The sequence below is a fragment of the Nocardia sp. NBC_01730 genome (assembly GCF_035920445.1).
GTDB lineage: Bacteria > Actinomycetota > Actinomycetes > Mycobacteriales > Mycobacteriaceae > Nocardia.
Genome location: NZ_CP109162.1, coordinates 2,599,457 through 2,613,382 on the forward strand (window position 1 = coordinate 2,599,457; position 13,926 = coordinate 2,613,382).

Annotated in this window: 14 protein-coding genes; 2 read left to right on the forward strand and 12 right to left on the reverse strand. The window is 68.6% G+C overall.

Features of this window, described 5'->3' with window-relative positions:
- Positions 1–10: 10 nt before the first annotated feature.
- The 4 genes from OHB12_RS09825 to OHB12_RS09840 form a co-directional block, all read right to left on the reverse strand.
- The gene (locus OHB12_RS09825) at positions 11–760 is read right to left on the reverse strand and encodes a cobalt-precorrin-6A reductase (protein ID WP_442800081.1); all 750 of its coding nucleotides are present in this window, start codon (positions 758–760) and stop codon (positions 11–13) included.
- A 2-nt stretch (positions 761–762) separates the two neighbouring features.
- Positions 763–1,386, reverse strand: coding sequence for a DUF6861 domain-containing protein (locus OHB12_RS09830; protein WP_327118258.1), 624 nt, complete (start codon positions 1,384–1,386; stop codon positions 763–765).
- Positions 1,387–1,465: 79 nt separating this feature from the next.
- Positions 1,466–2,737 carry a precorrin-6y C5,15-methyltransferase (decarboxylating) subunit CbiE gene (cbiE, locus tag OHB12_RS09835; RefSeq protein ID WP_327118260.1) on the reverse strand — a complete coding sequence of 424 codons (1,272 nt, stop codon included), beginning with the start codon at positions 2,735–2,737 and terminating at the stop codon, positions 1,466–1,468.
- Positions 2,734–3,489, reverse strand: a complete 756-nt coding sequence (locus OHB12_RS09840; RefSeq protein ID WP_327118263.1) for an SDR family NAD(P)-dependent oxidoreductase — start codon at positions 3,487–3,489, stop codon at positions 2,734–2,736. The genes cbiE and OHB12_RS09840 overlap by 4 nt, the downstream gene beginning before the upstream one ends.
- 83 nt (positions 3,490–3,572) lie before the next feature.
- Here OHB12_RS09840 and OHB12_RS09845 point away from each other — a divergent pair, with 83 nt between their 5' ends.
- Positions 3,573–4,016, forward strand: a complete 444-nt coding sequence (locus OHB12_RS09845) for a PPOX class F420-dependent oxidoreductase (RefSeq protein ID WP_327118265.1) — start codon at positions 3,573–3,575, stop codon at positions 4,014–4,016.
- A gap of 246 nt (positions 4,017–4,262) precedes the next feature.
- On the opposite strand, the gene OHB12_RS09850 is transcribed toward OHB12_RS09845, so the two are convergent.
- On the reverse strand, positions 4,263–5,390 hold the full coding sequence (locus tag OHB12_RS09850; protein WP_327118267.1) for a M24 family metallopeptidase: 1,128 nt from the start codon (positions 5,388–5,390) through the stop codon (positions 4,263–4,265).
- 119 nt (positions 5,391–5,509) lie between these two features.
- Between OHB12_RS09850 and OHB12_RS09855 the strand changes: the two genes are divergently transcribed.
- A complete protein-coding gene (locus OHB12_RS09855; RefSeq protein WP_327118269.1) occupies positions 5,510–6,478 on the forward strand; it encodes a 5'-3' exonuclease in 969 nt (322 codons plus the stop codon).
- 121 nt (positions 6,479–6,599) lie between these two features.
- Here the strand turns inward: OHB12_RS09855 and OHB12_RS09860 are convergent, their stop codons facing one another.
- From OHB12_RS09860 to OHB12_RS09890, 7 genes are all read right to left on the reverse strand, one after another.
- Positions 6,600–7,304, reverse strand: a complete 705-nt coding sequence (locus OHB12_RS09860; protein ID WP_327118271.1) for a DUF4333 domain-containing protein — start codon at positions 7,302–7,304, stop codon at positions 6,600–6,602.
- Between the two features lie 194 nt (positions 7,305–7,498).
- Positions 7,499–10,201 (reverse strand): DEAD/DEAH box helicase, encoded by a 2,703-nt coding sequence (locus tag OHB12_RS09865; RefSeq protein WP_327118273.1) that lies wholly within the window; start codon positions 10,199–10,201, stop codon positions 7,499–7,501.
- Positions 10,202–10,203: 2 nt separating this feature from the next.
- On the reverse strand, positions 10,204–11,157 hold the full coding sequence (tatC, locus tag OHB12_RS09870) for a twin-arginine translocase subunit TatC (protein ID WP_327118275.1): 954 nt from the start codon (positions 11,155–11,157) through the stop codon (positions 10,204–10,206).
- Positions 11,158–11,255: 98 nt separating this feature from the next.
- Entirely contained in the window at positions 11,256–11,516 is a 261-nt protein-coding gene (gene tatA, locus OHB12_RS09875) for a Sec-independent protein translocase subunit TatA (protein ID WP_327118277.1), read from the reverse strand.
- Between the two features lie 64 nt (positions 11,517–11,580).
- The gene (locus OHB12_RS09880; RefSeq protein WP_327118279.1) at positions 11,581–12,630 is read right to left on the reverse strand and encodes a 2-dehydropantoate 2-reductase; all 1,050 of its coding nucleotides are present in this window, start codon (positions 12,628–12,630) and stop codon (positions 11,581–11,583) included.
- Positions 12,631–12,766: 136 nt separating this feature from the next.
- Positions 12,767–13,753 carry a helix-turn-helix transcriptional regulator gene (locus OHB12_RS09885; RefSeq protein WP_327118281.1) on the reverse strand — a complete coding sequence of 329 codons (987 nt, stop codon included), beginning with the start codon at positions 13,751–13,753 and terminating at the stop codon, positions 12,767–12,769.
- Entirely contained in the window at positions 13,753–13,878 is a 126-nt protein-coding gene (locus OHB12_RS09890; protein WP_327118283.1) for a hypothetical protein, read from the reverse strand. The genes OHB12_RS09885 and OHB12_RS09890 overlap by 1 nt, the downstream gene beginning before the upstream one ends.
- Positions 13,879–13,926 lie beyond the last annotated feature (48 nt).

Genomic DNA, 13,926 nt, shown 5'->3' on the forward strand with positions numbered 1-13,926 from the left:
CGCCCCGTGTTCAGCGAGACCGGATGCCGCCCCGGGCCACGCGTAGCCAATCCCATACCTGCGCAACGGTTTCCACCGTCACGGCGCCTTCGGGCAGAGGCGGGCGTTCGATCACGACAACCGGAATACCCGCCGCGCGTGCGGCGGTCAGTTTGGCGTCGGTCTGGTCACCGCCGCTGTCCTTGGTGACGAGCACGTCGATCCGATATTCCGCGAGCAGCCGCGATTCATCCGCAACCGCGAAAGGCCCTCGAGCGAGCAGCATTTCACAGTTGGGCGGCAACGGGCCCTCGGGCGGATCTATGGCACGGATCAGGAACCACTGGCCGGCCGGTTCCGCGAAGGCGTTGACGCCTTGGCGGCCGATGGTCAGAAAGACGCGTTCGCCGAGTGTGGAGACGACGCGCGCTGCGGCGGCGAGATCCGGCACGCGAACCCATCGGTCCCCCGCCTGCGCCGACCAGCTCGGCCGCCGTAGATGCACCAGCGGAACGCCCGAATCATGCAGGGCCACAGCCGCATTGGCACTGATGGCAACCGCGAACGGATGCGTGGCATCGATGACGGCCTCGATACCGTTGGCCGCGACCCAGTCGCGCAGTCCCTCGGCGCCGCCGAAGCCGCCGATCCGGACCGCGCCCTCCGGCAGCAGGGGTGCACGCACACGACCGGCGAGCGAGGAGACGATCTCGAAACCTCGCTCGCCGGTAGCGATATGGGCCAGCTCCCTGGCTTCCCGGGTGCCGCCCAGAATCAGAATTCTCAGGGCTGGCCGCTGAAGTAGGCGATGCCCGCGTTCAGCAACTCCGGCCCACCCGCGACGGCGAGACCGATGATCGCGCCGAGCACGGCGCCGGGCAGGATGCCGACACCGAAGAAGAGGATGCCGATGGCGGCGCCGATCAGGCCACCGACCGCAGCACCGAGGGAGGCGCGCTGCAGCTCGGCGAAGAACCACTCCTGCGCACCGATGAACTCGGCGGCGACCGGCGCGTTCGCGGTCGGCGCGACCTGCGGTGTCAGCGTCAGCTGCCTGCCCTCGTCGGCGATGTTCGCGGCGATCTGGACCTGCTGCCCCTTGGCCGTCGCGACCAGCGGAACCGTGGTGACGGTCTCGCCCGCGGCATTCTTCAGGCTGACCGACTGCTTGTCGGTGTCGAGGCTGAACACGCCATTGGTCACGCTGGTGACTACGGACTTACCCGCGTCGGCGAGCTGCAGCGCATAGCCGACACCCTGATCCGCACCCGTGACCGTCGGCGAAGTGGTCGCCTGGTCCTGCGCCGCAGGTGGCGCGGGCACCGGCGCGGCGTAAGCGGTACCGGCGGTGACGCCGGTGGCGGCAACAGCCAGCAGTGCGGTGGCGGCAAATTTCTTGTATTTCATCTATCTCCCCGTCAGGAACTGGATTTCCGATCATGATCGGAACTCGGCCCCGACCCTACCCCCACGGCCGAGAACACGTTCAGCCATCGGCAGGGAATTCCGGGACGATATTTTCCCTCTTCACCACCGACCACTGCGCCACCGGAAGCTGTGGCCGCCATGCTGTGAAGGATCCCAGTGGTTCAGCGCGGTAGATCTGGAACTTCCGCAGCTCACCGCCTTGTGCGGCCGCCAAGCCGAGCAGCAGCGATTCCGATTCCGCGGTCACCGCGTTCGCGACAAGCCTGCCGCCGTGTCGCAGCCGCGCCCAGCATGTCTCGAAGAGGCCATCCTGAGTGAGCCCGCCACCGAGGAAAATTGCGTCGGGAGCGGCGATTTCGGCGTGACCGACCTCCGCGCACAGCTCGCCGCGCACCACGATGTGCGGGACCCCGAGGGCGGCGGAATTATCGGTGATCTGCCGCCGTCGGTGTTCCAGCCGCTCGAAGGCGACGGCGCGATTGGCCGGATGCGTGCGGCACCATTCGATCGCGATGCTGCCCGAGCCACCCCCGACGTCCCACAGCAGTTCGCCAGGGGCGGGGGCCAGCGCCGCCAGCGTCAATGCGCGGACCTCGCGCTTGGTGAGCTGCCCGTCACCGCCGAACAGCTCGTCCGGCAGGCCCGGCAGCCGCGTGGCGCGCGGGTGCGCCGAGTCCTCCGCGCAGGAGACCGCGACGATGTTCAGCGGGTCACCGGGCGGTCGCTCCCACTGCTTCGCGACACCGATGCCGATGCGTTCGGCCGGTCCGCCCAGTTGCTCGAGGACGGTCAGCTCCGACGCACCGAAACCGTAGCGGACCAGCAACTCCGCCAGGCGCGCCGGTGTGTGCTCGTCGGCGCTGAGCACCAACAGACGCCTGCGGTCGGCCAGTTCGGGCAACACCGTCTCCAGCGCACGACCCACCACGCTCACCACCGGGGTTTCGGCCGACGACCACCCGAGTCGTGCGCAGGCCAGCGACGCGGACGACGGCTGCGGAAACACCCGCAGCGCCCGCGGTCCGAGCAGCAGGGCCAGCGTGACGCCGATGCCGTAGAACATCGGATCGCCGCTGGCCAAGACACACAGCCGCGTCCGGGCATGCTGTTCGAGCAACCCGGGCAGTGCGGGGACCAACGGCGAAGGCCAAGCCACCCGCTCGCCCGCCACCATGCCGGGCACGAGTGCGAGCTGACGGGCCGAACCGAACAGGACCTCGGCGTCTGCGACAGCTTCCCGCGCGACGCGGCCGAGACCGTCCCAACCGTCGGCACCGATCCCGACGACCGCGATCGGCGGTCCGGTCCACACCACAGACGAGCTGGTCACCGTGGCATCCGGCGCCAGATCGGTTGAGGAAGAAGGCGCATCGCGAAGAACACCGGCCGCAGGATCCGGGGCACCCAGACGCGACCTGCTCTTGTGCGCAGCCCCTTGACCACGGCGGCGGCGACCTGGTCAGGGGTGCTGGAGAACGGGGCGGGAGACATGCCATCGGTCATCCGGCCGATGACGAAGCCGGGACGGACCAGCAACAGATGAACGCCGCTGCCGTGCAGCGCGTCGGCGAGACCACCGGCGAAACCGTCGAGGCCGGCCTTGGCCGATCCGTACACATAGTTGGCGCGGCGGACGCGGATGCCCGCGACCGAGCTGAACACCACGATCTGCCCAGCTCCCTGGGCACGCAGCAGATTCGCCAGGCTGGTGAGCACGCCGGCCTGCGCGACGAAGTCGGTGTGCAGGATCGCCATCGCGTGGGCGGGGTCCTGCTCGGCGCGCCCCTGATCGCCGAGCACACCGAACGCGAGCACCGCGATGCCGATCGGCCCGTGCTCGGCGGCGATCTTCGCCAGCATCGCCGGATGACTTGCAGTGTCGTCGGCGTCGAACTCCACCGTGTGCACGGCGGTCGCACCCGCGGCCGCGATCTTCGCGCTCTGCGTACCCAATTCACCGCTGCGCCGGGCCGCGAGAACCACCACCCGCCCCGGCGCCAGCCGCCGAGCCACCTCGACCCCGATCTCACTACGCCCACCGAGCAGCAGCACCGCGCCATCGGCCAACCCTCGCGTTCCCATCCGCCCAGTCTGTCAGCTCGACGAGTGGTTCCACCGGAGGTACCACTCGTCGGGGCTGATGGAGGGTGGGTTACGGTCGGGGGATGCCGACGAGTATTGCCGAGTTGTCCCCTGGTGCTGTGGAGTTCGTGGCGGAACGACACCTTGCCACGTTGACGACATTGCGGGCGGATGGGACACCGCATGTGGTGGCTGTGGGGTTCACTTGGGACGAGGAGGCGGGAATCGCGCGGGTGATCACCAACGACGGATCGGTGAAGGTGCGCAATGTGCGCCGCTCCGGGTACGCGGCGGTCAGCCAGGTCGACGGAATCCGATGGATCACCCTGGAGGGCCCGGCGACCGTACTCGACGCCCCGGACGACGTCGCCGAGGCGGTGGAGCGCTACGCAGGCCGCTACCGCGTCCCCCGGGAGAACCCGACCCGCGTGGTGATCGCGATCCAGGTCCGGCGCGTCCTTTCCAGCAGCACCCTCGTCACACCGGCCGCCGACGGCAAAGCCGCGGAAAACGGCGCCCCCGCCTAGGGTGCATCGACCGTGCGGGGTGGTGTCGCAACCACCGGGGCATCGGTCACAACGACCACCTCGCCGCAGCCAGCACCACGGGCCGCCGCAGCACCGGCACCCCACAACACCGGCCGACGCCGATATCCTCGGGTCAGGCGGGTCGGTCACCGAGAAACGGCATCGCACCGAGCGACGTCACCTCACCGCTGAGCGGGCACCGCTGAGTTCTCTCGATACTCCGCGATAGTCCCGTTTCACCGGTCGTCACAGCATCGTGAGGCCATGGGGTCGATTGTTCATGGATTCGCTGCCGTCGGCGGTGACGACGACGATGTCCTCGATACGAGCACCCCACTCGCCGCGGAAGTAGATGCCCGGCTCGACGCTGAAGGCCATGCCCGGCCGGAGGACGAGGTCGTTGCCTTCCACGATGTAGGGCTCCTCGTGCACCGACAGGCCGATGCCGTGGCCGGTGCGGTGGACGAAGGCGGAGCCGAAACCAGCCTCTGTCAACGGGTTTCGTGCGGCGGCATCCACCGCGGCCGCGGTGACGCCAGGGCGGACCGCGGCCACCGCGGCCGCTTGGGCGCGCTCGAGTTCGGCGAACCGCGCAGCAACCTTCGGGTTCGGATCGCCCAGCACATAGGTGCGGCTCGAGTCCGAGTAGTAGCCCGGGTCGACCGGGCCGCCGATATCGATCACCACCACGTCCCCGGCCTCGATACGCCGCTCGGACACCCCGTGGTGCGGGTCGGCGCCGTGTGGACCGCTGCCGACGATGACGAACGCCGCCGCGGTGTGCCCCTCCGCCGTGATCGCGGCCTCGATGTCGGCGCCGACCGCGGCCTCGGTGCGACCCACTTGCAGGAACTCACCCATCCGCGCGTGGACCCTGTCGATCGCGGCGCCCGCGCGGCGCAGCGCGTCCACCTCGGCGGCGTCTTTGATCATGCGCAGTTCGCGCAACACCGGAGTGGCGGATACCGGTAGGCCGGTGAACGACTCCGCGAGTGGCAGCAGGTGCAGCGCGGGCATGGCATCGGCGACGCCCACCCGGGAGCCGACGTGCAGCGCGGACTTCACCACACCGTACGGGTCGGTGCCGTCGACCCAGTCGAGCACCTGCAGACCCAGTTCGCCCGCCGCCGAATTCTCCAGCGACGCGAGCTCCAGCTTCGGGATCACCACCGACGGGGCCGCGCCATCGGCCGGGATCACCAGGCAGGTGAGCCGCTCGAAGGACTCGGCCGCCGACCCGATCAGGTAGCGCAGATCCGGCCCGGGAGTGATCAACAAGGCGTCCAGATGGGCGGCCCGCATCAGCTCCACCGCACGCTCGAGTCGAGCACCATAGACGTCCGCCGCGAACCTGGAATCCGTATGCGAGCTCATACAACCGACGTTACCTGCCCGGTACCGGAGAGTGGGCACGGGCGCCGACACGGGCAAGCCCGACAGCGGGTCTGCCCGCTCTACCGGGGCGTGCCGGGCTCAGCGAGTAGCCTCAGCCCGTGACCTCTGCCGCTGGTGCGCCCCTGTTGCTGCTGGATGGAGCCAGTCTGTGGTTCCGCGCCTTTCACGCTATCCCGGACAAGATCACCGCACCGGACGGTCGGTCGGTGAACGCGCTGCGCGGTTTCACCGACATGGTGGCATCGCTGATCACCAAGCACGCACCGAGCAGGCTGGTGGTGTGCCTGGATCTGGACTGGCGACCCACGTATCGGGTGGATCTGGTGCCGTCGTACAAGGCGCACCGGCTGGATACCTCGCCGGATGCCGCTCCCGGCGCCGAGGTGGTTCCGGACACGCTGACACCGCAGGTGGCGATGATCCTGGAGGTGCTCGACGCGGCCGGCATCGCGACCGGCGGCGCGGCTGGGCTGGAGGCCGACGACGTGCTCGGCACCCTCACCACCCGGGAGCGCACCGACGCGGTGATCGTCGTCAGCGGCGACCGCGACCTGCTCCAGCTCGTGCGGGACGAACCAGCACCGCCGGTGCGGGTGCTGTACGCCGGGCGCGGCCTGGCCAAAGCGGAATTGTTCGGCCCCGCCGAGGTCTCCGCGAAATACGGTGTGCCGCAGCAGAATGCGGGCCCGGCGTACGCCGACATGGCCACGCTCCGCGGTGACGCCTCCGACGGCTTGCCCGGTGTCGCGGGCATCGGCGAGAAATCCGCGTCAACGCTGATCTCACGCTTCGGTTCGCTCGACGCCCTGCGCGCGGCCGTCGACGATCCGGACGCCGACCTCTCCAACGGCGTGCGCGCCAAACTCCGTACCGCGGAGGAGTACCTGAAAGCCGCGGCGCCCGTCGTGCGTGTGGTGTGTGGCGCCGACGTGGAACTCTCCCGTGCCGACATCCTCCCCACCGAGCCCGCCGATCCGGTCCGGCTGCGAGAACTCGCCACCACCTACAACGCCGAGAGCCCGATCACCCGCCTGATCACGGCCATGGGCGCAGCACGCGACACCTGACCCACATGCAGAAAATCCCATCGCGCACATTTTCGCGATGGGACCGCAATTTCTACGCCGGACTCGGACCGGTGCGGCCCACCCTCGGATGGGCCGCACCGGGATGCAAGCGGGCCGGGAACTAGTTCGGGCGACCGACCTCGTAGGTACCGTCCTCCTTGGTGATCTTGATGGTCACCTTCTTGGCCTCGCCGCTGACCTTCAGATCGCACTGGAAGGTGGCATCGACCTTGACCTCCTCGCCGGACGGGCAGGAGACGTCGCTGACGTCCTGGATGCCGTAGGAGTCCGACAGCACCTTCTTCACGCCGTCCTGCACCGCGGCCTGGTCCAGTTTGTCCTTGGCTGTCAGCACCAGCACGAGGGCGATGATCGCGCCGATCACCACGACACCGAGCACGGAAAGGCCGATGATCAGGCCCTTGCCCTTACCACCCTGCGGCTGCGGCTGCTGCGCGCCCCACTGCGGCTGCTGCTGACCCCACTGCGGCTGCTGGCCTTGCTGGCCCCAGTCCTGAGGTTGGGCCTGGCCCCACTGCGGCTGGCCCTGCTGCGGCTGGCCCTGCTGCGCGGGCTGCTGCCCCCACTGCGGCTGCTGCGGCTGCTGCTGGCCCCACTGCGGCTGCTGCGGTTGCTGCTGGCCCCACTGCTGCGGCTGCTGTTGCTCACCCCAGTGCTGGGTCGGCTGGGCCGAGGCCGGGGTCTGCGGTTGACCGCCCCACTGCTGAGTGGGACCTGCCCCGCCGGGTGCCTGCTGTCCGCCCCACTGCTGGGTGGGATCGTTGCGTCCCTCCCCGGGGTCGCTCGGTCCGAAAGGGCCGCTCATCTGCTTGCCTCCACTCGCATCGTTGTACTCACGGTAGCCCCCCGCGTGGGCCTCGTCGCATGACACGACTCTTCCGCCACGGTCGGTACGCGAAAGAAATCAAATCACAATCGAATCAGCTGTGTTGAGATTGGCGGCGTTCGCGGTCCCGTGGTTACGCAGGCTGCCTCCTCCTGGCCCGTCACCCACACCGCTCAGGCAGCGTCCACCGCCACGACACCCCGCCGGATCGCCCGCACCGCCTTCGCCGCCGTGGCAGCGATCTCGGAATCGTCGGCGGTGCTGTGGATCTGATCGAGCAGATCGATCACCTGCCTGCACCAGCGTACGAAATCGCCCGCCGACAGCGGCGCGCCCTGATCACCGCTGGCGAGCAACGAGTCGGCCAACCCGTCCCCGCGCGCCCACTTGTAGACGCCGGTGACGAAGCCGAGATCCGGTTCCCTGGTCGGCGGCAGCTTGTGCCTGGCCTCGTCGGAACGCAGCTCGGTCCACACGCCGATGGTCGCGCCGACCGCCCGCCGGATCGGCTCCGTGGGGCCGCTCGCGGCGAGATATCCGCCCTCCTGACGGGATTCGTACACCAGGATCGAGACCACGCCGGCCAACTCGGCGGGGCCGAGGCCGCGCCACAGTCCCCGCCGCAGACATTCGGCGACCAGCAGGTCGCTCTCGGCGTAGATGCGGGCCAGTCGGCGCCCGTCGGCGGTTACCTCGCTCTCGTGCACGAAAGCCCGTTCCTCCAAAAGCCCGAGGATTCGATCGAAGGTGCGCGCCAACGAGTTGGTGGTCGCGGCAACCTTCTGGCGCATCGATTCGGTTTCGCGCAGCAGCCGGCTGTAGCGCTCGCCGATCCGGGCCATCTGCTCGCGGTCGGGTCGCGTGTGCGCCGGATGCGAACGCAGGCTGCGTCGCAATGTGGCCAGTTCGCGGTCGTCTGCCGCCGCGGAACGCTTGCCGCGCCGCGGCCTACCAGGCGCCGAGATTCCGGTGCTGCGCAGCGCCGACGCCAGATCGCTTCGGATGCGCGCGGTGCGGTGATCCACCCGCCGCGGCAACCGCATGTGTCCGAGCGCTTCGGCCGGCACCGGGAAGTCGGCGACCGACACCCGGCCCGCCCACTTGTCCTCGGTGAGCACCAACGGACGCGGATCCCCTGGCGTCATGTCCGGCTCCAGGATCACCGCGAGCCCGGCGCGCCGCCCGGACGGAATCGCCACCACGTCGCCGCGGCGCAGTGCTACCAGCGCATCCACCGCCGCACCCCGCCGGTCGGCCCGGCCCTGCTGTGCCAGCTGCCGTTCCCGCTGCTTGATCCGTTCGCGCAGCGCAAGGTAGTCCAGGAACCCGCCCTCGGTGCCACCGAGCTGGTCGCGCAGCTTCCGCAGCGCGACCTCGTTGCGCTCGATGCCGCGCACCAGCCCGACCACCGAGCGGTCCGCCTGGAACTGGGCGAACGACCGCTCCAGCAGGGCACGCGACTCGTCGGCGCCCATCCGGTCGATGAGGTTGATCGACATGTTGTACCCCGGCCGGAACGAGCTGCGCAGTGGATACGTGCGCGTGGACGCCAGGCCCGCGACCGCACTGGTATCCACCTCCGGCTGCCACAGCACCACCGCATGGCCTTCGACGTCGATACCGCGCCTTCCCGCACGCCCGGTCAGCTGGGTGTACTCGCCCGGCGTGAGCTCCGCGTGCGACTCGCCGTTGAACTTCACCAGGCGCTCCAGCACGACGGTGCGCGCGGGCATATTGATGCCGAGCGCCAGTGTCTCCGTGGCGAATACGGCTCGCACGAGCCCGTTGACGAACAGTTCCTCGACGGTATGCCGGAACGCAGGCAACATGCCCGCATGGTGCGCGGCCAGCCCCCGGTGCAGTGCCTCGCGCCACTCCCAGTAGCCGAGCACCTCCAGATCGGTCTTGGGCAGGTCGCCGGTGTGCTTCTCGATGATCGCGTCGACCTCGTCGCGCTCGTCCTCGCGGCTCAGGTCCAGCCGCGACCGCAGGCACTGCGCCAGCGCCCCGTCGCACCCCGCGCGGCTGAAGATGAACGTGATCGCGGGCAGCAGACCCTCGTCGTCCAGTTTGGCGAGCACCTCGGGTCGCGGCAGCGGACGGAAATCGCGGCGCGGTGCGCCGCGGCCGTTGCGCGGACCGCCCCAGCCGTTCATCCGGTCGGCGGCCTCACGGTGCCGGATGAATCGCACCAGGTCTTCGTCTACGAGCACCTTCTGATCGGTGGACTTCGTGTCGAACAGGTCGAACATCCTCCGCCCCACCATGACGTGCTGCCACAGCGGCACCGGCCTGGTCTCGTCGACCACCACGGTGGTGTCGCCGCGCACGGTCTCCATCCAGGCACCGAATTCCTCGGCGTTGCTGACCGTGGCCGACAGGCTGACCAGCCGGACGTCCGGCGGCAGGTGCAGGATGACCTCCTCCCACACCGCCCCGCGGAACCGGTCGGCGAGATAGTGCACCTCGTCCATCACCACGTAGGACAGCCCACGCAGAGCGTCGGAGGACGCGTACAGCATGTTGCGCAGCACCTCGGTGGTCATCACGACCACCGGTGCGTCCGGGTTGATCGACTGGTCACCGGTCAGCAGGCCGACGCTGTCACGGCCGTACCGTTCGGTGAAGTCGGCGAACTTCTGGTTGGACAGCGCTTTGATCGGCGTCGTGTAGAAGCACTTTCCACCCGCCGCCAGCGCCAGATGTACCGCGAATTCGCCGACGACGGTCTTGCCCGCACCCGTCGGGGCGCAGACCAGCACGCTGTGGCCGTCCTCGAGCGCCGCGCAGGCATCCCGCTGAAACGGATCCAGCTCGAACTTCAGCTCGGCCGAGAATACGGCCAACTCGCCCGTCTGCGACCGGTGATATGTCACCGTCAGAGGGTATCGGAGTAGTCCGACACGGGTCGCGCGGATTTCTCCCGCGGCGTCGTGATCGCCTCCGCGGGATCGATCGGTTCGGGCCCGCCCAGCTCGGAGGCTTCCTCGTCGGACAGCGCGCCCCAACCCTCGCGCTCCTTGCGGGCGCGGCGGAGGTCGTTGATCCGGGAGAACTGGATGGCGACCTCGAACAGGACCGTCAGTGCCAGCGCGAGCGCCAGCATGGAGAACGGGTCTTGCGGGGTGACGATAGCGGCGAAGACGAACAAGCCGAACGTGATGCCGCGCCGCCAAGCCTTGAGCCGCTGGTAGGTCAGCACCCCGATCAGGTTCAGTCCGATGATCAGCAACGGGGTTTCGAAGCTGACGCCGAAGATGATGAGCAGGTTGATGATGAAGCCGAAGTACTGCGAACCGCTCAGCGCCGTGATCTGCACATTGTCGCCGATGGTGAGCAGGAAGCTCAACGCGTGCGCGATGACGACGTAGGCCAGCACCGCACCGGCGGTGAACAAAACCGTGCCCGAAGACACGAAACCGATCGCGTACTTGCGCTCCTTGGCGTACAGCCCCGGCGTAATGAACGCCCACAACTGATACAGCCAGATCGGCGCGGCGAGCACGACACCGGCGGTCATACCGACCTTCAAACGCAAGGTGAACTGTTCGAACGGCGCGGTGGCCAGCAGACGGCACGCGCCATCCGGGCTCAGCGACGCGCGCGCCGACGCGGGCAGCGAACAGTACGGCCCGCGCAGAATCTCGCCGAGGCTCTCGATGCCGAGGACCGAATGCGCGTACCAGAGGAATCCGAGCACCGTGGTGACCAGCACCGCGGCGATCGAGACCAGCAGGCGGTAGCGCAGTTCCTGCAGATGCTCGATCAACGACATGGTGCCGTCGGGATTGGTCTTGCGCTTGCTGCGGCGCGGATCGAACGGGATTCGCATGGTTGGTGATCGCCCCTGGTTTGACGTGCCTGGCTCAGCTCGGCAACAGCGCTATGCCCGGAGTGAGTTCTTCCTCACCCCGGCGCGAGCGTTTCCGCTCAGACCGACTTCTGCTCGGTACGGGGCTCGGTGATCGACGGCGGCACCGGCTGCGCGGGCGGCAGCTGCTGCGCGGGCTGCTGCGTCGACGCGGTGGCATTCGACGTATTGCTCTCGCTCTGCATCTGGCTGACCTCGCTCTTGAAGATGCGCAATGATCGGCCCAGGCTGCGGGCCGCGTCGGGCATCCGCTTCGCGCCGAAGAACATCACGAAAACCACCGCAATGATCAGCCAGTGCCAGATGCTCAGACTGCCCATGATTTACCTCCCAAGACTGTGATGTTTCGATGCTACCGGACCGTGACGTGCGCGAACGCCGCAGTCACTGCCCGTTTGCCTGGGGTTCGACCGTGCCGCTCGCCGCGGCGGCGCGCAGTTGGGTGAGCAGTTCACCACCGGTCCAGCCGCGCCGATCGCCCTGTTCGGCGGCGACGATCAGTTCGATCAACCGTTGGTTGACCGGCGTCGGTACCCCGACCATCGCACCCAACCCGACGATTTCACCGCACAGCCAGGAGATCTCGGTTTTACGGCCGAGTGCCAGATCGTCCGCCATGGACGAGCGCGCCGTCGGATCAATGGTGAGCACCTGCCCGGCGACGTGCTGGAACAGGCGGTCGGGGACGGTCAGCAGCGCTGCCATCACCCGCGGTGGCAACGGGGTCAACCGGGCAGGGCGAATTCGCGCCCTGCTCATTGCCGTGAGCGCTTCGCGCTGCGTCAGCGCGAGGCAGCGACGGTAGTCGCGGTCGGCGAGTTCCTCACGAAGCGGGCGCCCGGACAGCGCGTTGATCGCGTTGTTGAGGTTGAGCAGCAGCTTCGCCCACTGCACCGGGCGCAGGTCCCGGTAGCGGCGCAACCCGAGTCCCGCCTGCTCGAAGACGCCGAGGAACGACGCGAGCGCCGGGTCGTCCTGCACCGCGAGCCCACCCTCGGTGCCGCGGTGGAAATGGCCGTCGGGATGGTGCACGACGTTGAACATCACCATGCCAGCCAGGACCACACAGTGCGGCAGAAGCTCCCGGATCACCGAATCGTTGCCGATGCCGTTCTGCAGGCTCAGTACCACGGTGCCCGGCCGGATCTCGTCGCGGAGCCCGCGCACCGCGCCCGCGGTCGCCGCCGATTTCACCGTGACCAGCACCAGATCCGCCGATCCTGGGTCCTCCGGTTCGGTGGCGACATGGAACCGGTCCGCGGCCAGGGCGTCGTCGGCACCGTCGAGATCGGTGAGCCGTAGCCCTGACGCAGTGATCTCGTCGAGTATCCGCCTGCGGCCGACCAGCGTGACCTGCGCCCCGGCCACTCCCAGCTTGCCGCCGACGAACGTGCCGATACTGCCCGCACCAATCACGAGCACGCGACTCTTCACACCGATTCAGCCCCTCGCATCCGACGGGACACCCGCACGCGGTGAGCCACGAAACGCTGGACGACTTGCTCCTCATCGAGCCTCCGCGGGCATTGTGCCACCCCGTCGGCTCGACACGGCGCTGTCGGTTGTCCCGTCATCGGGCCTCCAGGTGTCCGGCTTCCTCGTAGGCGGCCAAGGCTGCGTTCGAGCGCTCCCGCACCGCGGCGACCAGTTCCGGCGGACCGAGGACGGTGACGCCCGCGCCGAAGCCGAGCAGCAGGCGCGCCATCCAGTCCAGCGTGGCGAACCGCATGGTCGCCTCCAGACTGCCATCGGGGTGCACCGCGAGCCGGTGCATCGGGTACTGATCGAGTACCCAAGCGTAATGGGCGTGAATTCGCAAGCGCGCCAAAGGAACCGCCGGATCGTCCTGGAACAGGTCGAGCCCGGCTGCCGCCTCGGTGGCATGTTTGGGCGGCCGCGCCGACTCGTCCAGCGCCGTCGCGTCCTCGATCCGGTCGAAACGGAACAGCCGCACTCCCTCGGCTTGTCTGCACCAGGCCTGCAGATAGCTGTTGTTGTCCACGAGGACGATGCGAATGGGGTCGACGGCTCGTTCGGACACCACATCGCGGCTGGCGGAGTAGTAGACCAGGCGCAGCGCGCGCCCGCGCGCCAGCGCCGACCGCACGGTGGCCACGGCGGGCGCCTCCCGCGGCGGCGTACGAGACTCGTCGGTCTCGGCCTCGGCAGCGTCCGCGGATCCGCCTGCGATGGCCGATTCGATCTTGGCTATGGCCGCGTGCGCGGCGGTCGGGTCGACCATGCCGGGCATGTCCACGATCGAGCGCAGCGCGACCAGCAGCGCGGTGGCCTCGGTGGAGGTCAGCCGCAACGGCCGGTCGATGCCCGCGGAGAAGGTGACCTCGATGCTCTCCTCGGAGAACGACAGGTCGATCAGATCACCGGGGCCGTACCCGGGCAGCCCGCACATCCACAGCTGGTTCAAATCGCTCATCAGCTGTTTGGTGGTCACACCCAGATCGGCGGCGGCCTCTGCTGCGCTGATGCCGGGGTGCGCGATGAAGTACGGGATCATATTGAGCAGCCGCGAAAGGCGCACCGAGAGCCTTGAACTCACTACGCCACCTCGCACATCGCGCCGAGTCCGCGCTCGCTCATCGACTCCACCTCGCCAACGCTCGGCTCCGTCATGACCGAGCGATACTCGGCCGTGCCCATTGTTCGCTCGCTGCGCTCGCTCATGACTCCACCTCGCTGGCGCTCGGCTCCGTCATGACCGAGCGATGCTCG